We start from the raw sequence: 20,109 nt of genomic DNA, 5'->3' as shown, positions 1-20,109 counted from the left end.
TTCATGACGCGGGTGTTCAAACATTACGTACCCAATGCCGTGCTGCTGCTGGGGCTACTCGACTTCGTGCTGCTGCTGCTCGCGGCGGAGGCTGGCTGGCGGGTTCGGGCCTGGCAGATCGACATGGCGGTTGACAGCATCGCGACGCGGATCCCGCAGCTGCTGTCGTTCGCCCTTCCGCTCGAGATCGCGATGGTCGCGGTCGGCGCTTACGGCGTCCATGCGTTCGAATCGTGGCGCTTCGCCACTGCGCGGCTGCTTGTCGCGGTCTCGCTCGGCATCATCTTCCTGTCGCTCGTCTTCTTCCTGCTGCCCGGGATCACCTTTTGGCGATCGAACCTGTTTTTCGGCATGGTCTTCGCCATCGTGGGGCTGGTCGTGGTCCGTTTCGCGATCGGCAGCGTCATCAGAGGCGATGCGCTACGCCGCCGCATCCTGGTGCTCGGCGCAGGCCGCCGTGCGCTGAAACTCGCCGAGCTGGCTGCCCGTCCTCGCGCTAGCTTCAAGATCGTCGGCAATGTCGCGATGGGCGAACCGACGACGGCAATTACAGGCGCGATCGGGCGCGATGCGATCGACAATCTGTCCGACCACGTCCTAGCGCTCGATGCGACCGAGGTCGTGCTGGCGATCGAGGAGCGGCGCAACTCGCTTCCGTTGCGCGATCTGTTGCGCGTCAAGACGACCGGCGTCGGCGTGATGGATTATTCCACCTTCCTCGAGCGCGAAACCGGGCGGATCGACCTCGACAGCGTCAATCCGTCATGGCTGATCTTTTCCGATGGTTTCTCATCGGGGCGGATGCTGTCGAGCATGTTCAAGCGTGCCTTCGACGTCGCGGTCAGCCTGCTGTTGCTGGCGTTTGCCGTGCCGGTGATCCTCGTCACCGCGCTGGCGATCAAGCTCGAAAGTGCGGGTCCGGCTTTCTACCGTCAGCGACGTGTCGGCCTCTACAATCAGCCGTTCGACATCCTCAAGCTACGCTCGATGCGGCAGGACGCCGAGGTGGCGGGCACGGCGGTCTGGGCGGCAGAAGATGATCCGCGGATCACCCGGATCGGCAAGTGGATCCGCAAGGTCCGTATCGATGAGCTGCCGCAGTGCTGGAGCGTGCTGAAAGGCGAGATGAGCTTCGTCGGCCCGCGCCCCGAACGGCCGCAGTTCGTCGCCGACCTCGAGCGCGACCTGCCCTTCTATGCCGAGCGGCACATGGTGAAGCCGGGAATCACCGGCTGGGCTCAGATCAATTATCCTTACGGCGCGTCGACCGAGGATGCGCGGCACAAGCTCGAATACGACCTTTATTATGCCAAGAACTACACGCCGTTTCTCGACCTGCTGATCCTGTTGCAGACGTTGCGGGTCGTGCTCTGGCCTGAGGGTGCGCGCTGAGGTGACGGTCGCCGCGTTCATCATCTGGTTGCACGGGCTTGCCGCGCTGCTGTTCTGCGGCGCGTTCGTTGCCGAAGCACGGTCGCCGATCCGCGCAGTGCCGCGCTGGCTGCTGTTGTTCGCGCTGGGATCGAGCGCGCTTTGGGCGATCAGCATAGCGGGGATCGGTGACGGCGAGATAGGGGTGCGCATGGCGGTCGTCGCGCGCAACCTTGCCTGGATCGCCACGCTATACGTCCTGTCGTCTTCTCAGGTCAGGGGCCGGCATTGGCGACTGGGCGTCTACGTCGCCGCCGCCGGCTGCCTCGGGTTCGCCGTGATGGTCGCCGTCTCGCTCAGCGGGCCGCCGACCGGTCAGGTACACGAGGCGGGTGAGCGCGTCTGGCTCATCCTGCGCCTGCTTTCGACTATCGGCGCATTGATGCTGCTGCACCAGCACGTGGTCGGGCGTGACCAGCGGTGGAGTGAAGCCGCGGCGATGTTGAGTGCCGCGATGGCGTTGATCTGGGCCTGCGACCTGATCGTGCTCGCGATCGCTTATGCCGCAGGCGGATGGGCCGACTGGCTGACCGTCCTGCGCGGGTTTGCCACCGTGTTGGCTGCACTCGCTACGGTCATCGCGGTGCATCGCCGCGCCGAACGCGCGATCAGCATTTCACGTACTGCCACCGCGCAGGCGTTCATCGTCGTAGGCGGAATGGCCTATATCACGATTGTGGTCGCAATCACCGCGTTGCTTGGACAGATCGCGGGCAGCAGTGCCCGCGTGTTCCAAGCAGCCTTCGTCGTCGGTAGCGGTACGGCGCTTTTCACCTTTGTTGCCACGCCCTGGCTGCGCGCCTGGTCAAAGGTGATGATCGCCAAGCACCTGTTCAGCCACCGCTATGACTATCGGACCGAATGGATGCGGTTCACCGACACCCTGGGCGTCTCTGGTGAGGACGTCGCGCCGCTGCCCGACCGGGCGATACAGGCGATCGCGAACCTGACCGGTTCGCCGGCCGGCCTGCTGCTATACGTCGAGGGTGGCGAGATGGTAGCGGGTCCGGCGTGGCGCTGGGACGAGGCGGCCAAGTCGAACGACACCGCGGCGTTGATCGTCTATCTCGAACGCAGCGGACGGATCATCGATCTCGATGCCTGCCGCGGTGGTGACGCGGGCGAGGACGAGCGCGCCGCCGTACCAACGGGGCTGCTCGCGCGCGAGGACGCATGGGCGGTAGTACCGCTGCTGCGCGCCGAGACGCTGATCGGAGCGGTCGTGCTCGCGCGTCCGCCGGTGGCGCGCGCGCTCGATTGGGAGGATTTCGACCTGCTCGGCGCAGCGGGGCGACAGGCGGCGAGCTATCTGGCGGAGGAGCGCGCCCAGGCCGCGCTCGCCGACACGAAGCGGTTCGACGAGTTCAACCGCCGCTTCGCCTTCATCATGCATGACTTGAAGAACCTCGTCAGCCAGACGGCACTGGTTGCCCGCAATGCGGAGCGTCATGCCGACAATCCCGCCTTTCGCGCCGATATGATCGTGACGCTTCAGGACACGTCGCAGCGCATGACGGCATTGCTCGCGCGGTTGTCGCAGCATAGGATGATGTCCGCCGACGCGTTGGCGCCAGTCGACCTGCTTGGAATCGCGCATGACATCGCCGCGTCGCGTGCGGCGCAGCACGCGGTCACGGTGACTGGTGCGCCGGCGTGGGTGCTGGCTGACGGGCACGGCCTGCGCACCCTGCTGGACCATCTGGTGCAGAACGCAATCGAGGCGAGTGCGGGCGGGCAGGTGATCCGATTGCACGTCGAGGACGGCGCTCGCACCGCGACGATCACGATCATCGATCAAGGCAGCGGCATGTCCCCCGACTTCGTGCGCGACGCGCTGTTCAAACCATTCGCCTCAAACAAGCCCGGCGGCTTCGGGCTAGGCGCGTATGAGGCTCGTCAGATGGCAGAGCAGATGGGCGGCAGCATTACCGTTCAGTCGCAGCAGCGGGAGGGGAGCAGTTTCCGCGTCGAACTGCCGCTCGCCGCTGCCGCAGAAGCAGCCGGTGCGCCGCCGCTGGAGCAGGCCGCATGAGCGACACAAAGACGCTGCTGATCGTTGAGGACGACGTCGGTCTGCAACGCCAGTTGCGTTGGGCCTATGACGGCTATGACGTCGTCGTCGCGAGCGACCGCGCCAGCGCGATCGACGCGGTGCGCGCGTCGGAGCCGCAGGTGGTGACGCTCGACCTCGGCCTGCCACCCGACCCGGACGGTGCATCCGAGGGGCTGCGCACGCTCGCCGAAATACTGGCGCTCAAGCCCGATACCAAGGTCGTCGTCGCGTCGGGCAACGGAGCGCGCGAGGCCGCGCTGGCGGCGATCGCGGGCGGCGCGTGGGATTTCTACAGCAAGCCGATCGATATCGACGCGCTGGGGCTGATCGTCGCGCGTGCATTTCACGTCCACGCGCTGGAGGAAGAGAACCGCCGACTGGCGACGCGCGGCGTGATCGGTGACGGGCTCGGCGGCCTGATCACGGCGGCGCCGGAGATGCAGCGGGTCACGCGCACGATCGAGCGGGTCGCCGCAGCCGACGTCTCGGTGATGCTGCTGGGTGCGAGCGGGACCGGCAAGGAAGTGCTCGCGCGCGGGCTCCACGATGCGGGGCCGCGCCGCGCGCGACCGTTTGTCGCGATCAACTGCGCGGCGATCCCCGAGACACTGCTGGAAAGCGAGTTGTTCGGGTATGAGAAAGGCGCATTCACCGGCGCCAGCAAGACGACGGCAGGGAAAATCGAGGCCGCCGATGGCGGCACGCTGTTTCTTGATGAAATCGGCGATGTGCCGCTGGCCTTGCAGGTCAAGCTGCTGCGTTTCCTGCAAGAGCGCGTGATCGAGCGGATCGGGGGGCGACGCGCGATTCCGGTCGACGTGCGGATCGTCTCGGCGACGCATCAGGATGTCGACGCGATGGTCGCGGAGGGTCGATTTCGCGAGGATCTCTACTACCGCCTGGCGGAGATCGTCGTGCGCATTCCGTCGCTAGCGGAGCGGAGCGGCGACGCGGCATTGCTCGCGCGGCACTTCGTCCAGCGCCATCGCACGACGCTGAACCCGGCGGTGCAGGGGCTGAGCCCCGATGCGATCGCCGCGATCGATGCGTGGAATTGGCCGGGGAATGTCCGCGAGCTGGAGAACCGTATCAAACGCGCGGTCATCATGGCGGACGGCAAATATGTGACTGCGGGCGATCTCGACCTGCCGGGTACGTCCGACGCGCTGCCGATCAATCTGCGCGCCGCGCGCGAGCAGGCCGATCGCAGCGTCATCACGCGCGCTTTGGCGCAGGCAGACGGCAACATTTCCGGCACCGCTCGCCTGCTCGGCATCAGTCGCCCGACGCTCTACGATCTGTTGAAGAGCTACGACCTGCATGGCTGAGGGGGCAGGGATCTATCCGCTGCTGCGTCGGCGCCGGCAGCGGAGAAGGCTCAGCCACCGTGCCGCAACGCTGCTGCGCAGCCGTATGGGACGGATCATGCTCGGCGCGCTCGTCCTCGCCGGTCTGGCCGCGGGCATCGCATTGCTGGCCCGCCATGCCGATGTTCCCGACTTGCGCGGGTCGATGATGCGCGGGGAGGCAGCGCTCGCCCGCTCGAACTATTCCGCCGCGCGCAACCACTTCATTCAGGCGACGCGCGCCGAGCCGGGCAACGCCGCCGCGCAGATCGCCCTGGCGCGCACGTATCTGCTGCTGGAAGACGGCGTCGCGGCGGGTGGCGCGATCGATCGCGCGCAGACCGCCGGGGTGCCCGCCGCACGGCTCCATCATCTTCGCGCGGCGGCCTTGCTGTTGCAGGGCGATGACGACGGCGCGATCGCCGAGGCTGACCAGGCGAGCGGCGACGGCGTGCCGCTCGCGCAGCGTGACAAGGCACGTGCGCTCGCCGACCAGGGTGACCGCGCTGGCGGGGCGGCGCTGCTGGAGCAGCTGACCGCCCGCGTTCCGCAAGACGCGGGCGTATGGCTCGATCTCGCTCGGGTCCGGTTCGACATCGGTGACGTCGGTGGGGCGAACATCGCCGCGCAGCGCGCGCTCTCGCTCCAGCCGAACAACCTTGCCGCGCTCGTACTGCGCGGCCAGCTGGTGCGGAGCCAGTACGGGCTCGACGCCGCGCTGCCATGGTTCGAGGCTGCGCTGACGCGCGATGCTTACTACCATCCCGCGCTGATCGAGGAGGCGGGCACGCTCGGCGATCTCGGCCGCAACGCCGACAGTATCGCGGCGGCGCGGCGAGCCCTTGCGGCTCGTCCGGGCGATCCACAAGCACTCTACCTGATGGCTGTGGTAGCGACACGTGCGGGTGACCTGTCACTTGCCGGCGACTTGCTCGACCAGAGTGCGGGCGGGCTCGACGGACTGCCGGGTGGGCTGCTGCTGTCGGGCGCGATCGATTATGCCAATGCGCGCTACCAGCAGGCGGCGGTCAAGTGGCAGGCGCTGATCGGTGCGCAGCCGATGAACCTTGTCGCACGCCGGCTGTTGGGGGCGGCGCTGCTACGCTCGGGCGATGCCAAGGGTGCGCTCGACGCGCTGCGCCCCGTTGCGCTACGCCCCGATGCCGATAGTTATACGCTGACGCTGGTCGCGCGCGCGTTTGAGGCGCGTGGCGAGCGCGGCTGGGCGGCACGGTTTCTTGATCGCGCGGCGAGGCCGCCGCTGACCCAGGCCGTTCCGTTCGGGCAGGATGACGACGCCGGCGTGCTCGCGGAGGCAGTCGATGATGCGCCGAGCGATCCTGCGGCGGCAGTGGACAATATACGCGGCCTGATCGAGCGCGGGCAGTTCGCCGCGGCGGTCGCGCAAAGCGAGCGGATCGCGCGCGTTTCGCCCGGCGCGCCGATGGCGCAGATGCTGCTGGGTGATACCCTTGCCGCGAACGGCCGCCTAGCGCCAGCGGCGGCGGCTTACGTGCGCGCGGCCGACCTGCGCTTCGACGAACCGGTATTGCTGCGGCTGATCGAGGTCTGGGCGCAGACCGGCAACCGCCAAGGCGCGGCCGACGCGCTTGCATTGTACCTGGCGCAGAACCCGTCCGCGGTCACGGCGCGGCGGCTGCTCGCCAACTTTCAGCTGGTAGCCGGCGACGCCGCTGGTGCCATTTCGACCTTGGAGGCGCTGCGCCGACAGATCGGCGATGGCGACGCGCTGGTGCTGACGCAGCTCTCTTACGCCTATACGCAAGCGGGCGATCCGAACACCGCATTGCCGTTCGCAAGGGCCGCTTACCATCTGTGGCCGATGAACGCAGGGGCGAGTGACGCTTACGGTGCGGCATTGTTCGCGGTCGGCGATACGCGTGGTGCGCTGCAATTGCTGACCAAGGCGGTCAAGATCGCGCCTGCGCAGGCCAATATCCGCTGGCACTATGCACAGGCACTCGCCGAAAGCGGCCGGACTGCGGAGGCGCGACAGGCGATCGCGGCCGCGCTCAAGGATCAGCGCTTCACCGAGCGCGCGGCGGCGACACGGCTGCTTGCGGCACTGCCACGTTGAGCCGGCGGTTCGCGGGCGTTTGAGGACCGATCGCAACGCCGTATAGCGCGCGCATGGACGACGCCCTGACCCGCATCGCCGCCGCGCTGGAGCGGCTCAGTCCGCCGCCGCTACCCGCGGCCGATCCGCTCGCGCATCCAGCCTACGTCTGGCGCGACGGCGTGTTGACGGCGGCGCGTGATTTCCGACCTGTGTCGGTCGACATGCTGCACGGTATCGAGGCCCAGAAGGCGGCATTACTCGGCAACCTCGAGCGGCTGGCGTCGGGACACGCGGCGCAGGACGTGCTGCTCTGGGGCGCGCGCGGGACGGGCAAGTCGGCACTGGTCAAGGCGAGCGTCGCCGCGGTGCAGGCGGCGGACGGTCCAATCGCGCTGGTCGAGGTCGCGGCGGATCGTCTCGATACGCTGCCGCGCTTGTTCGACACGATCGCTGATGTGCCGCGCGCGTTCGTCCTGTTCCTCGACGATCTCGGCTTCGATGCCGCCGCCGATGCGCGGTCGCTGCGCTCGCTGCTGGAAGGCGGGGCGGAGGCGCGACCCGCCAATGCACGACTGGTCGTCACCTCGAACCGCCGTCACCTGCTGCCGCGCGACATGGGCGAGCAGGAACGCGCGGTGAACGCGCGCGACGTCGCCGACGATCAGCTCGCGCTGTCGGACCGCTTTGGTCTCAGCCTCGGCTTCCACGTCGTCGATCAGGATCATTACCTGCAGATCGTGCGGGGCTATGCCGACGTTTACGGCCTGCCGTTCGACGGTGCCGATGCGGTGCAATGGGCGACACGCCGCGGCAGTCGATCGGGCCGCGTCGCGTGGCAGTATGTGGTGGACCTCGCCGGACGCGAGGGTCGCGCGCTCTAGCCCAGCGCCTCGACCTGTTCGGCGAGGTCGAGCCAGCGGAGCTCGGCCGTGTCCTTCTCGTCGCGCAAGCTGCCGATCTCGCGCATTAGCCGGTCGAAGGCGGCGGGATCACGGGTGTAGAGCCCGGCGTCGGCGAGCAAATCCTCCTTGCCCGCGATCTGGTTGTCGATTTCCTCGATCCGGCGTGGCAGCAATTCGTAGTCGCGCTGGTCCTTGTAGCTCAGCTTGATTCGCGCTGGCGGTGGGGCAGGAGCGGCGACCGGCTTCGACGCGGCTCGCTTCGCCTCGACGCGCGGGCGACGCTTAGCGACCCAATCCTCATATCCGCCCGCCACCACGTCGACGGTGCCACTACCATCGAGCCCCAGTGTGACGGTTACCGTGCGGTCGAGGAAGTCGCGGTCGTGGCTGACGATCAGCACGGTGCCGTCGTAATCGGCGATTACCTCCTGCAACAGGTCAAGTGTCTCGAGGTCGAGGTCGTTGGTCGGCTCGTCCATCACCAGCAGGTTCGACGGCCTCGCGAATTCGCGCGCCAGCAGCAGCCGCGACCGCTCGCCGCCCGACAGCGTGCCGACCCGCGCGTCGACCATGTTGGGGTCGAACAGGAACTCCTTCAGGTATCCATGGATGTGCTTGCGCGTGCCGAGCACGTCGATCCATTCGCCGCCATCCGCCAGCACGTCGCGGACCTTCTTCTCGGGCGCCATCAGGCTGCGCTGCTGGTCGATGACGATGCCGTCGAGCGTCTTGGCGAGCTTGACCGAGCCGGCGTCAGGCGCGATCTCGCCGGTCAGCAGCTTGAGCAGCGTCGATTTGCCCGCGCCGTTGCTGCCGACGATCCCGATCCGGTCGCCGCGGGTCACGCGCAACGACAAGTCACGGATGATCGCGCGCTCGCCGAATGATTTCGACACGTGCTCGGCATCGATCACGACCTTGGTCTTGACGTCGTCGCTGCCGACCGAGAGCGCCGCGGCGCCCTGCGGTCCGACCATCGCGGCGCGTTCCGCGCGCATCTCCTTCAGCTTGGTGAGACGTCCCTGATTGCGGCGGCGGCGGCCGGTGACGCCGCGCTGTAGCCAATGCTCCTCCAGCTTCAGCTTGGCATCGAGCTTCTGCGCCGCGCGCTCTTCCTCGGCATAGACGGCCTCGGTCCACGCATCGAAGCCGCCGAACCCGACTTCGTTACGCCGCAGCGATCCGCGTTCGAGCCACAGTGTCTGCCTGGTCAGCCGCGTCAGGAAGGTGCGATCGTGGCTGATGACAACGAATGCGCCGGTGAAACGGTTGAGCCAATCCTCCAGCCATTCGATCGCGCCGAGGTCGAGGTGGTTGGTCGGCTCGTCGAGCAGCAGCACGTCGGGGTCGAGCGACAGCGCACGCACGATCGCGGCGCGGCGGCGCTCACCACCTGAGGCGGAGGCGCAGGCGCGGGTCAGGTCGATGCCGAGCTGCCCGGCGATCGCCTCCGCCTGATACGCCTCGGGCGCGCGGTTGCCCGAGAGGACGTAGTCGGCAAGCGTCTCGAACCCGCTCAGGTTTGGCTCCTGCTCCAGCATCACGACGTTGGTGCCCGGCACGATCGTGCGGCGCCCCTCGTCGCTGTCGATCGCGCCGGCGATCAGCTTGAGCAATGTCGACTTGCCCGCACCGTTGCGTCCGATCAGCGCAAGCCGGTCGCGCTGCCCGATGAACACGTCGAGATGCCGGAACAGCCACCCCGCGCCCTGCACGAGGCCGAGGTCTTCATATGCTAGTATCGGTGCTGCCATGCCCGCGCACCTAGGGAACCGACCGGCAGCGGGCAAGTTACCGACCGCTGACCACGTTATTCACAGGGTGTTCAATCCATTGCGCTTATGCGACCACCCGTGAAGATGCTGCCGATCCTCCTGCTGCTTACCGCCGCTGCGCCTGCGTTTGCCGAACCGGCGGCGCAGGAGAGCGAGCGCTCGTTCGCGTGGCGGGCGACACGTTCGGGTAAGCTGCTGCCGATCAAGGAGATCGAGCGGCGCGTTATCCCGACGATGAAGGGCGCGCAATATATCGGTTTCAACCTCGATCCGCAGTCGGTCGTCTACACGTTGAAGTTCCTGCGCGATGGCGAGGTGATCTGGGTCGACGTTGACGGTCGTTCGGGACAGGTGTTGGGCCAGACCGGCCGCTAATCATTGATCTGGCCGGAGGCGCCGCTAAGCGGGCATCGACGGGCCTAGGGGAGATAAAGATGCGTGTTCTGATCGTCGAGGACGAGCCGAACCTTGGCCAGCAGCTGAAGTCGACGCTGGAAGGTGCAGGCTACGCGATCGACCTGGCGACCGATGGGGAGGAGGGGCACTTCCTCGGCTCAACCGAGAATTACGACGCGATCGTGCTCGACCTGGGCTTGCCGGAGATCGACGGACTGACGGTGCTCGACCGGTGGCGTAAGGAAGGCAAGGTCACTCCGGTGCTGGTGCTGACCGCGCGTGACAGCTGGTCGGACAAGGTAGCGGGTCTCGATGCAGGGGCGGACGATTACGTCGCCAAGCCGTTTCAGACGGAGGAGCTGATCGCGCGGCTGCGTGCGCTGATCCGTCGCGCGTCGGGAAACGCATCGTCGGAGCTGACCGCCGGGGACGTGCGGCTCGACACGCGATCGGGCAAAGTGACGCGGGCGGGCGAGCCGGTGAAGCTGACCGCGCAGGAGTACAAATTGCTCAGTTACCTGCTCCACCACAAGGGCAAGGTGGTCAGCCGCACCGAATTGATCGAGCATATCTACGATCAGGACTTCGACCGCGATTCGAACACGATCGAAGTGTTTGTCACGCGTATCCGCAAGAAGCTGGGTCAGGATGTGATCACGACGATCCGCGGGCTCGGCTACAGCCTGGAGGACGCGGACTCCTAACTCATGACGGCGCCGTTACAGCTCCTGCCGGCTGGCTTGTGCGGCGTCCACGTCGGCAGCGATACGCTCGATCGTGGTGAGCTGTACCGGCTCTTCATTCGCTTTGGCGATGCTTGTCCCGTGGATCGCGGGGCGCGGCGGATAGGAGGTCGTCACACCTGCGACCGCGTAGGAAGCGAGCAGCATGCCGGCCAGCATCGATACCAGCGTGCCGCCTATGCTGGCGACAATGATCGCGGGTGCGTTTCTACCCTTTCGCATGGTCATTCCTCCAAGTGGGCGCTGAACCGGTCGCGCATGGCTTGGTTCCGATGAGCGGCGGCGCGCCGATGCTGCGGACGCGCGGATCGCTGTCGCGGCGCATGATCCTGATCGCGGCGGCGTGGATTTCGATCCTGCTCGCGGGCGGAGGGTTCGCGCTCGATCGCGTGTTGGTCGCGGCCGTCACGCGGAACGCCGACGACCAACTTGGCTATGTGCTGCGTTCGCTGCTCGTGTCGGCCGAGATCGATACCGCGGGTGAGGTGACGTTCAACCGCGAGCCGGCCGACCAGCGCTTCCTCGAACCCTATTCCGGCCTCTACTGGCAGGTGTCCGCGCCGGGGCACGAGACCTGGCCATCGCGCTCGCTATGGGATCGCCAGCTCGCCTACGGACCCCCGCACAACGACCGCAGCGTACACAGCTACGACAGCAGACAGTTCAAGGATGAAAAGCTGCGCGTTGTCGAACAGGACGTGAAACTGCCGGGATCAAAGGTTCGCTGGCGGTTCCAGGTTGCCTCCAGCCGCGAGGCGCTCGATGCGCAGATCACGATCCTGCGTCGCACCCTGATCCGCAGTTTCCTGCTGCTCGGCATCGGGCTGGTCGTGCTAGCGGCGTTGCAGACCTTCTACGGTCTCCTGCCGCTCAGGCGGGTGCGGCTGGCGATCGCGAAGATGCGCGCGGGTCGCGCCAACCGGGTCGAGGGCAACATGCCCGTCGAGGTGCTGCCGATGATCGACGAGCTGAACGCGCTGGTCGAGCATAACGAGCGGCAGGCCGAGGAGGCGCGACGCCACGCCGGCAACCTGGCGCACGCGCTGAAGACCCCGCTGACCGTCATCATGAACGCGGCGACCGCCAACGCTGACGACCTTGCCGATACGGTCATCCGCGAAGCACGCACGATGCGGCGACAGGTCGACCATCATCTCGCGCGCGCTCGAGCAGTCGGGCGGCGCGGGTCTGCGCACAGCCGCGCCGACGTGTGGCCGAGCGTCGAGTCGGTCGAGCGAGCGGTCCGCCGCCTCTACCCGCACGTTCGCGTCGACATGGACGGTCCGAAGGATCTGGTCGCGCACATCGAGCGGCAGGATCTGGACGAGATCATGGGAAATCTGGTCGAGAACGCCGCCAAATACGGCGGCGGCAGCGTGTTCGTGACCGTGGGGGCGCATTCCGGCTTTGTCGAGATACAGGTCGAGGATGACGGTGCCGGCATTCCCGAGGCCGATCGTGCACGCATCTTCGATCGCGGCGTGCGGCTCGACTCGGGGAAGCCCGGCACCGGACTGGGCCTCGCGATCGTTCGCGACGTCGCCGAAATCTACGATGGGACCGTCAGCCTGGAGGAGAGCGACGATCTGGGCGGGCTGCTCGTCCGACTGCGCTTGCCGGCGGCAGCGTCGGTCGCGGCATAAAGGTCCGCTCTTGTCCTAGTATCACCTGTTCCTGCTACGCTAACGCGTGCGGCATGGGTCACGGACAACACCACGGTCACTCGCACGATCATGCGCATGGCCACGGGCATAGTCATGGGCACGGCCACGTTCATGCCACTCCGCCCGGGCGTTGGGACCGCGTGTTCGCGATCGGGATCGGGCTCAATCTCGCCTATCTGATTATAGAAGCGGTGGCGGGGCTGCTTTACGACTCGGTCTCGCTTCTCGCCGATGCGGGGCACAATCTGTCCGACGTGCTCGGCCTCGCGATCGCTTGGGGCGGCGCGGCGCTGGCGCGGACGCCACCATCGAAGCGGTTTACCTATGGATTGAAAGGCTCAACCATACTGGCGGCGCTCGCCAATGCGTTGCTGCTGCTGGTCGCGCTGGGCGCGATCGCGACCGAGGCGGTGCAGCGTTTCGCAACCGCGCCGCGTGTGCCCGGCCTGTCGGTTGCTGTGGTCGCGGCGGGCGGGATCGTGGTCAACGCGGTCACCGCGTGGCTGTTCGCGCGGGGGCGCAAGGGCGACGTCAATATTCGCGGCGCGTTCCTCCACATGTTGTCGGATGCGCTGGTCTCGGCAGGGGTGGTGGTCGCGGGTGTCGTCATCTGGGCCACCGGCGCTGAGTGGATCGACCCGCTGGTCAGCCTCGTCATCGCAGGTTTGATCTTCTGGCAGACATGGGGATTGTTGCGCGAGACGGTCGAGATGTCGCTCGCCGCCGTGCCGCGCGGTATCGACTATGACGGGGTGCGCGCGGCGCTTAGCGAGCTACCCGGCGTTACCGAGGTGCACGATCTGCATATCTGGCCGATGTCGACGACCGAGCCCGGCCTGACCGCGCATCTGTGCGTACCCGCCGGCCACCCGGGCGACGCGTTCCTGCACGACGTACAGAACACGCTCCGCACACGTTTCGGCATCGGCCATGCGACAATTCAGATCGAGACGGGTGCTCACGCGTGCGAGCTGGCGGACGAGCGGCGGGTTTGATCTTCCGTCCGCGACGTTAGTAAGCGCGCGCCACCGCGAACTCGACGGCCTCGACCATCGCGTCCTTCGCCGCGCCATTGGCGAATGGACCCAGCGCGTCGATCGCGCGCTGGCCGTAATGGCGTGCCCGCGCGAGCGTGTCGTCGACCGAGCGAGTCGCCCGCACTAGTTGGATCGCGTGCGCGAAGTCGGCGTCGCCCGACCGGCGCCCCTCGATTGCATCCTTCCAGAAGGTGCGATCCTCAGCCGAGCCGCGCGCATAGGCGAGAATGACCGGCAGCGTCACCTTGCCCTCGCGGAAATCGTCGCCCGCATCCTTGCCCATCGTCCCCGCGTCGGACGTATAGTCGATCGCATCGTCGACCAACTGGAACGCGATGCCGAGGTATCGGCCATAGGCGTCTAGTGCTTCTTCCTCAGCGTCGGGCCGTTCGGCGACGACCGCGGAAATCCGGCAGGCGGCGGCGAACAGCGCCGCGGTTTTCGCACCGATGATGTCGAGGTAGCGATCCTCGCCCAGGTCAACGCGGCGGATCGCGGTCAACTGGTTCACCTCGCCCTCGGCGATCACGGCCGAGGCGTGGCTCAGGATCTTGAGCGATTTGAGGCTGTCGGCCTCGACCATCAGCTCGAACGAGCGGCTGAACAGGAAATCGCCGACCAGCACGCTGGCAGGATTGCCCCAGATGATGTTGGCGGTGCGCTTGCCGCGCCGCAGGTCGGAGCCATCGACGACGTCGTCGTGAAGGAGGGTCGCGGTATGGATGAACTCGACCGCGGCGGCGAGCCGGTGGTGGCGCGTGCCGGTGTAGCCGATCAGCTTCGCGCTCGCGAGTGTCAGCATCGGGCGCATCCGCTTGCCGCCGCCCGCGATCAGATGTCCGGCCAGCTTCGGGATCAACGGTATTTGCGATTGCATCCGGTCGAGGATCACGGCGTTGACCGCGTTCATGTCGGCGGCGACCAGATCGATCATCGGATCGAGCGAGGGGGTGCGGCCCGAGAGCCGGTGGATCGATGCACTCATCTTCCCGCGCATGTACGAGCGGAGCGCAGGCCAAGGCAAGTCGCGATCGAACCTTGCGGGCGGCGTGCGTCTGCGCAACAGCGTTGCAGGGGAGGACCGCATGACCGACGACGTGCTGAAGGGTTACCGCAAGAGCATCGACAACATCGACGCGGCGCTCGTCTGTCTGCTCGCCGAGCGCTTCAAGGTCACGCAGGCGGTCGGCCGGTACAAGGCGGGAACCGGGCTGCCCGCGGCGGATCCGGGCCGCGAGGAGCAGCAGATCGCGCGATTGCGGCAGCTGGCGCTCGATGCGGAGCTGGACCCCGAGTTTTCAGAAAAGTTCCTCCGTTTCATCATCGACGAAGTCATCCGGCACCACCGTGCCGCGGCTGAAACGTGATCGTCTCGACTTGGTAACATGGATTAGCTAGGGGCGGGCTATGACAGAGCCGCAGGATGCGCGTTTCCGCCGCATCGTTTATTCCAGCATCGCAACCGCGCGCGCCGATGATGAAACGCAGATCGACATCCTGCGGCAGTCGCGCGCGAACAACGGGCTGAACGGTATCTCGGGCGTGCTTTTGTCGGACGGCAAGCGCTTCCTGCAGGTCCTCGAGGGAACGCCGGAGGCGATCGCGCACGTGTTTGCGCAGATCAGCGCCGATCCCCGCCATGCCGAGGTAAGGACGCTGAACGACGAACTCGATTCCCGACGCATCTTCAGCGGCTGGACGATGGCGAGCATGTCGGACAAGCGCGAGAGCGATGCGGTTCGCGAGCGGCTTCAGGTGTTACTTCGCAGCGCTCCGGCCGACATTCGCGCCGAGTTCGAAGACATCCTGCGCACGGTAGGCTGACCGCGAGGTCGGCGGCAGGTTGCCGATCGGCACTCCGTGACGAAGTGCCGACCAGCCGGCCTCACGCAAATACCTCGACAAGGAAGTCCTGCATCGCCTGCCAGCTGCGGCGATCGGCGCGCTCGTCATAGGCGACGCCAGGCACGGTCGAGCCCTTCATGCTCTGGTCGGTGAAGGCGTGGCCGGCGTGACCATAAGCATGGATCTGCCAGTCGGCGCTGCTTTCGGTCAGTTCCTGTCCGAGTGCGACCAGGGTTTCTGGCTTGCCGAGCGGATCGTCCCAGCCGTGGCAGATCAGCAGCTTGGCCTTGATGGGTGACACGTTGTCGTAGTCCGGGCGATCGTACACGCCGTGAAAGCTGACGCCGCCGAGTACGTCGAGCCCGCTGCGTGCCATGTCGAGCACACATTTGCCGCCGAAGCAGAAACCGATCGCGGCGGTATGTGCCGCGTCGACTTCTGGCTGTGCCTTCAACGCTGCCAGGCTCGCCGACAATCGGTCACGCAGGAGGATGCGGTCGGCGTTCAGTTCGTCCATGTAGCGCGACGCATCGGGGCCGCGCTCAGTCCGCTTGCCTTGACCGTAAACGTCGCAGGCGAACGCGGCATAGCCAAGCGCGGCGAGCGCCTCGGCTTTCTCGTTATCCTCTTCTTTCTGCCCCAGAATGTTAGGGATGACCAACACGCCCGGACGTGGCCCATCAATGGCGCTGTCCCAGGCGAACACGCCCTCGAAACGCCCGCCGGGACCATCGTGGATCAAACCCCTGCGCTCGACTGTCATCTCGATTTCCTCTGCCGGATTGCTGCGGTACGCTTCACCCAACACCCTTGCCATGGAGCGCGCAAGTGCAGGTACGCCGCGACACGCCGACGAACCCCGCGGTAGCGCCGCTGCTTAGCGCGCACGTTGCCGAGCAGCGAGCGATGACGCCGGCGGGCTTTTCCTTCGCGCTCGACGCCGCTGCGTTGACTGGGCCAGCGATCACGTTCCTGACCGCGTGGGAGGGCGAGACGCTGGCTGGCATGGGCGCGCTCAAGCGGCTTGACCACGCCGCGGGAGAGGTGAAGTCGATGCGCAGCACGCCTGCGGCGCGCGGTCGCGGTGCGGGCCATGCGATCCTCTCCGCGATCATCGCGGACGCACGCGCAGCGGGATTGTCGCGACTGTACCTCGAGACAGGCACTTCGTCCGCCTATGACGCTGCTATCAAGCTGTACGCACGCGCCGGGTTCGTGCCGTGTCCCGCGTTTGCCGACTATCGTCCGAGTCCGCACAATCGCTTCTTCGTGCTGGTGCTGTGAGCATCGCGGCTTGCCCGCCGCTGCCGCTTTCCCGTAGCGGGTGATGCGACCGCCGCGCTCGCGGCTCATGCAAAGGTTGTCGTCCATGCCCACGCTCGTCCTGATCCGCCACGGCCAGTCGTCGTGGAACCTGGAGAACCGCTTCACCGGCTGGTGGGATGTCGACGTGACCGAGAAGGGTGCGGGCGAGGCACGCGCGGCGGGCGAGTTGATGGCCGCGAAAGGCCTCGATTTCGACCAGACCTTCACCTCGTTGCAGACCCGCGCGATCAAGACGCTAAACTTCGCGCTGGAGGCGATGGGACGGCTGTGGCTGCCGGTCGAGAAGGACTGGCGGTTGAACGAGCGTCACTATGGCGGGCTGACCGGGTTCGACAAAGCGGAGACCGCCGCGCGTCACGGCGACGAGCAGGTGCATGTCTGGCGTCGCAGCTTCGACGTGCCGCCGCCGTCGATGGAGCTGGGCAGCGAGTACGATCTGTCGGGTGATCGCCGCTACGCCGGGATCGACGTTCCCGCGACTGAGAGCCTGAAGGACACGATCGCGCGCGTGCTGCCGTACTGGGAGGGGCGGATCGCACCGGCGCTGAAGGATGGGCAGCGCGTGCTGATCTCCGCGCACGGCAATTCGCTGCGCGCACTGGTCAAGCATCTGAGCAACATTCCCGACGACGAGATCACGGGTCTGGAGATTCCGACCGGTCAGCCGATCGTCTACCAGCTCGATAGCACGCTGAACGCGACCGATCGTTACTATCTGAGCGAGCGCTGACGCGACCGCTACGTGGTTCAGGCGGGTTCGAGCAACCGTTCCGCCTGAGCGCGTGCCTCGTCGGTGACGGTCGCACCCGACAGCATCCGCGCGATCTCCTCCCGGCGTTCGATCGCGGAAAGCGGGCGGACGCCGGTGCGCGTGACGGTACCGTCACTGGTCTTGGCGATCAGCAGGTGCGCCGCACCGCGTGCGGCGACCTGCGGCGAGTGGGTGACAACGAGCAATTGCGCGCGTGTCGCCAGCCGGGCGAGCCGGTCCCCGATCGCGCTCGCCACCGCGCCGCCGACGCCGCGGTCGATCTCGTCGAAGATCATCGTCGCGGCGCCACCCTGCTGCGCCAGCGCGACCTTGAGCGCGAGAATGAAGCGCGACAGCTCGCCACCGCTTGCGATCTTGGCGAGCGGTGCAAACGGCGCACCGGGGTTGGTCGAGATCTCAAATTCGACGCGATCGCGCCCGGCCGGCGACCATTCGCCTTCGCCGAGAGAGGCTACGACCGTGCGGAACCGCGCGGCGTCGAGCTTCAACGGAGCGAGCTCGCCTGCGACGGCGGTGTCGAGCCGCTTGGCCGCGGCGGTGCGTTGCTTCGTAAGGGCGTCGGCTGCGACAACGTAAGCGGCGCGCGCCTTGTCGAGGCGTGCTTCCAGCCCGGCCAGACCTTCCTCGCCGGCGTTCAATCGCTCCAGCTGCGCGCGCTGGCGGTCGGCCAATGCGGCGAGGTCATCGGGCTGGACGCGGTGCTTGCGCGCCATCGCGCGAAGCTCGAACAAACGTGCCTCGTCCTCCTCAAGCTGACGCGGATCGTGCATCAGCGCGGCGGCGGCGTCGCGCAGCTTCTCCTCGGCCACCGCGCCCTCAATCACGGCGCGGTCGATCGCGGCGAGTGCCTCGGCAAGCGCGGGATGGTCATCGGCGATCCGTTCAAGCACGCGTGCGGCCTGACGCAGCTGCGTCATCGCGCCATTACGGCCGTCAACGTGGTCGGTCACGTCGTTCAGGTCGTCCGCGATTTTTTCCGCGCGCTGCATGCCGCGGCGGCGCTCGGCGAGCGCTTCCTCTTCGCCGGGTTCGGGCGCGAGCTTGTCGAGTTCGGCGACGGCGTGCTCGAGCCATTCGCGATCACGCTGCGCCGTCTCGATCTCGGCCTGCGCCTGTTCCAGCGCGGCAGTGGCGGCGCGCCAGGCGGCGTGCGCGGCGGCAACCGTCGCCACGTCGGCGCGCGCGAAGGCATCGAGCAGCGCGCGGTGACCCGCAGGCGCCAGCATGCCGCGATCGTCGTGCTGGCCATGGATCTCGACCAGCATCTGCCCGATCTCGCGAAGCAGCGCGGCGGACGCAGGCTGGTTGTTGACGAAGGCGCGGCTGCCGCCATCGGCCTTGACGATGCGGCGCACGATCAACGGCTCGCCCGGCTCGGCATCGATGCCGTTTTCCTCCAGCACAGTGTCGACGCCGGCGGGGGGATCGAAGGTCGCGGTAACGCTCGCCTGCTGTGCGCCGTGACGTACCAGACCGCTGTCGCCGCGCCGGCCGAGTGCGAGCCCGAGCGAGTCGAGCAGGATCGACTTACCCGCGCCGGTTTCACCGGTAAGCACGCCCAGACCGTCGCCGAAATCGAGGTCGAGCGCTTCGATCAGCACCACGTCGCGGATGGAAAGGGCAGTCAGCATGGGGCGACAACGCCCTTAGCGCAGATCGGGCACGACGTTACCCCTTTTGTTCCGCTCATGCCCGCGACGCCGCGGTTACGGCGTCGGCGTGCTCGACGTCGGATTGGGTGTGTTCGCAGGCGAGGTGGTGTCGGGCGGCAGCGTACCGGCGGGATCGCCGCCGGTGGTGGCGGGTGTCACCGCGTTCGGCGCATCGGCCTTGGCCGGCACGCTGGTGGTCGCCTCACCCGCGACCGCCGTCGTGCGCGTGCCGGGCGGCACGACCTGCGCCCCGGGAGCGAGTGGCGTAATCGGCGTCGACGGATATTCACGCATCAGCTTGAACGCGCGCTGGTACCAGTCCGACCCCGGATAGTTGGCGCCGAGCACCGCCGCGGCCTTTTCCGCCTCGTTGCGGACGCCGAGTGCGAGATAGGTTTCGGTCAGCCGCATCAGTGCCTCGGGCGCGTGCGTTGTCGTCTGATATTCGTCGATGACCTTGCGGAAGCGCAGCGTGGCCGCGAGCCACTGACGGCGACGCTCGTAGAAGCGGCCGACCTCCATCTCCTTGCCGGCCAAGTGATCGCGCACGAGGTCGAGCTTCAACCGCGCATCGGCGGCGTAGCGCGTGTTGGGATAGCGCCGGACGAGCTCGCCGAGCGAGTCCTGCGCCTGCGTCGTGATCTTCTGATCGCGCGTCACGTCGCTGATCTGCTCGTAATAGCTCATCGCGACGAGGTAATAGGCATAGGCTGCGTCGCGGTTGCCGGGGTGAACCGACAGGAAACGCTGCGCGCCCTGGATCGCGTTGGTGTAATCGCGCGCGAGATAATAGCTGAATGCGCCCATCAACTGCGCGCGACGCGCCCACACCGAATAGGGATGTTGGCGCTCGACCTCATCGAACAGCGCGGCGGCTTCCTTGTAGCGCCCCTGATCGAGCCGGGTCTTGGCCGAGGTGTACAAGGTGCCGACATCGCGCGCGACATAGGGCAGGTCGCTGCCGGCGCGGTTGCGCGCACAGCCGGCGATGGGAAGCGCTAACGCGGCGATGAGCGCGACCGAGAGGCCGCGGACGGGAAGGGTACGCATCGGTGACGGCCTTAGCGCAAGCGAACGCGTGCGAACA

19 protein-coding genes are annotated in these 20,109 nt (G+C 67.0%); 13 read left to right on the top strand and 6 right to left on the bottom strand.

Annotated features, from left to right (window positions below):
- Positions 1-3: 3 nt before the first annotated feature.
- The 5 genes from SMN802W_RS0111785 to SMN802W_RS0111765 are packed head-to-tail and all read left to right on the top strand — an operon-like array spanning position 4 to position 7,791.
- Entirely contained in the window at positions 4-1,392 is a 1,389-nt protein-coding gene (locus SMN802W_RS0111785; protein ID WP_019517115.1) for a TIGR03013 family XrtA/PEP-CTERM system glycosyltransferase, read from the top strand.
- A gap of 1 nt (position 1,393) precedes the next feature.
- Entirely contained in the window at positions 1,394-3,463 is a 2,070-nt protein-coding gene (prsK, locus tag SMN802W_RS0111780) for an XrtA/PEP-CTERM system histidine kinase PrsK (RefSeq protein ID WP_162140014.1), read from the top strand.
- On the top strand, positions 3,460-4,812 hold the full coding sequence (gene prsR / locus SMN802W_RS0111775; protein ID WP_019517113.1) for a PEP-CTERM-box response regulator transcription factor: 1,353 nt from the start codon (positions 3,460-3,462) through the stop codon (positions 4,810-4,812). The genes prsK and prsR overlap by 4 nt, the downstream gene beginning before the upstream one ends.
- On the top strand, positions 4,805-6,928 hold the full coding sequence (locus tag SMN802W_RS16965; RefSeq protein ID WP_019517112.1) for a tetratricopeptide repeat protein: 2,124 nt from the start codon (positions 4,805-4,807) through the stop codon (positions 6,926-6,928). The genes prsR and SMN802W_RS16965 overlap by 8 nt, the downstream gene beginning before the upstream one ends.
- Positions 6,929-6,981: 53 nt before the next feature.
- Complete coding sequence (locus SMN802W_RS0111765) at positions 6,982-7,791, top strand: ATP-binding protein (protein ID WP_019517111.1); 810 nt, start codon at positions 6,982-6,984, stop codon at positions 7,789-7,791.
- Here the strand turns inward: SMN802W_RS0111765 and SMN802W_RS0111760 are convergent.
- Positions 7,788-9,566, bottom strand: coding sequence for an ABC-F family ATP-binding cassette domain-containing protein (locus tag SMN802W_RS0111760; RefSeq protein ID WP_019517110.1), 1,779 nt, complete (start codon positions 9,564-9,566; stop codon positions 7,788-7,790). The two genes, SMN802W_RS0111765 and SMN802W_RS0111760, sit on opposite strands and share 4 nt — an antisense overlap.
- 105 nt (positions 9,567-9,671) lie before the next feature.
- Between SMN802W_RS0111760 and SMN802W_RS0111755 the strand changes: the two genes are divergently transcribed.
- Together SMN802W_RS0111755 and SMN802W_RS0111750 are read left to right on the top strand one after the other, a co-directional pair.
- Positions 9,672-9,962, top strand: coding sequence for a hypothetical protein (locus SMN802W_RS0111755; protein ID WP_238560200.1), 291 nt, complete (start codon positions 9,672-9,674; stop codon positions 9,960-9,962).
- Positions 9,963-10,021: 59 nt separating this feature from the next.
- Entirely contained in the window at positions 10,022-10,687 is a 666-nt protein-coding gene (locus SMN802W_RS0111750; RefSeq protein ID WP_019517108.1) for a response regulator transcription factor, read from the top strand.
- Between the two features lie 15 nt (positions 10,688-10,702).
- On the opposite strand, the gene SMN802W_RS0111745 is transcribed toward SMN802W_RS0111750, so the two are convergent.
- Positions 10,703-10,948 carry a hypothetical protein gene (locus tag SMN802W_RS0111745; RefSeq protein WP_156818854.1) on the bottom strand — a complete coding sequence of 82 codons (246 nt, stop codon included), beginning with the start codon at positions 10,946-10,948 and terminating at the stop codon, positions 10,703-10,705.
- 101 nt (positions 10,949-11,049) lie between these two features.
- Here SMN802W_RS0111745 and SMN802W_RS0111740 point away from each other — a divergent pair, with 101 nt between their 5' ends.
- Both SMN802W_RS0111740 and SMN802W_RS0111735 read left to right on the top strand, forming a co-directional pair.
- Entirely contained in the window at positions 11,050-12,369 is a 1,320-nt protein-coding gene (locus SMN802W_RS0111740; protein ID WP_026326054.1) for a sensor histidine kinase, read from the top strand.
- 53 nt (positions 12,370-12,422) lie between these two features.
- Entirely contained in the window at positions 12,423-13,385 is a 963-nt protein-coding gene (locus SMN802W_RS0111735) for a cation diffusion facilitator family transporter (RefSeq protein WP_026326053.1), read from the top strand.
- 16 nt (positions 13,386-13,401) lie between these two features.
- Here the strand turns inward: SMN802W_RS0111735 and SMN802W_RS0111730 are convergent, their stop codons facing one another.
- Complete coding sequence (locus tag SMN802W_RS0111730; RefSeq protein ID WP_026326052.1) at positions 13,402-14,412, bottom strand: polyprenyl synthetase family protein; 1,011 nt, start codon at positions 14,410-14,412, stop codon at positions 13,402-13,404.
- A gap of 100 nt (positions 14,413-14,512) precedes the next feature.
- Between SMN802W_RS0111730 and SMN802W_RS0111725 the strand changes: the two genes are divergently transcribed.
- A complete protein-coding gene (locus tag SMN802W_RS0111725) occupies positions 14,513-14,794 on the top strand; it encodes a chorismate mutase (RefSeq protein ID WP_026326051.1) in 282 nt (93 codons plus the stop codon).
- 40 nt (positions 14,795-14,834) lie between these two features.
- The gene (locus SMN802W_RS0111720) at positions 14,835-15,251 is read left to right on the top strand and encodes a BLUF domain-containing protein (RefSeq protein WP_019517102.1); all 417 of its coding nucleotides are present in this window, start codon (positions 14,835-14,837) and stop codon (positions 15,249-15,251) included.
- Between the two features lie 61 nt (positions 15,252-15,312).
- Here SMN802W_RS0111720 and SMN802W_RS0111715 read toward each other — a convergent pair whose 3' ends face one another.
- On the bottom strand, positions 15,313-16,035 hold the full coding sequence (locus SMN802W_RS0111715; RefSeq protein WP_026326050.1) for a dienelactone hydrolase family protein: 723 nt from the start codon (positions 16,033-16,035) through the stop codon (positions 15,313-15,315).
- A gap of 65 nt (positions 16,036-16,100) precedes the next feature.
- On the opposite strand from SMN802W_RS0111715, the gene SMN802W_RS0111710 reads away from it, so the two are divergent.
- Together SMN802W_RS0111710 and gpmA are read left to right on the top strand one after the other, a co-directional pair.
- Positions 16,101-16,556 (top strand): GNAT family N-acetyltransferase, encoded by a 456-nt coding sequence (locus SMN802W_RS0111710; protein WP_019517100.1) that lies wholly within the window; start codon positions 16,101-16,103, stop codon positions 16,554-16,556.
- 85 nt (positions 16,557-16,641) lie between these two features.
- Entirely contained in the window at positions 16,642-17,328 is a 687-nt protein-coding gene (gene gpmA / locus SMN802W_RS0111705) for a 2,3-diphosphoglycerate-dependent phosphoglycerate mutase (protein ID WP_019517099.1), read from the top strand.
- 17 nt (positions 17,329-17,345) lie between these two features.
- Here the strand turns inward: gpmA and recN are convergent, their stop codons facing one another.
- Positions 17,346-19,001, bottom strand: coding sequence for a DNA repair protein RecN (gene recN, locus SMN802W_RS0111700; protein WP_019517098.1), 1,656 nt, complete (start codon positions 18,999-19,001; stop codon positions 17,346-17,348).
- A 75-nt stretch (positions 19,002-19,076) separates the two neighbouring features.
- On the bottom strand, positions 19,077-20,072 hold the full coding sequence (bamD, locus tag SMN802W_RS16960; RefSeq protein ID WP_051083617.1) for an outer membrane protein assembly factor BamD: 996 nt from the start codon (positions 20,070-20,072) through the stop codon (positions 19,077-19,079).
- Positions 20,073-20,109 lie beyond the last annotated feature (37 nt).

The organism is Sphingomonas sp. Mn802worker, from assembly GCF_000382485.1.
Classification (GTDB): Bacteria; Pseudomonadota; Alphaproteobacteria; order Sphingomonadales; family Sphingomonadaceae; genus Sphingomonas.
The sequence above is the reverse complement of the archived record's forward strand: the minus strand, read 5'-3'. Positions and strand labels throughout refer to the sequence as shown.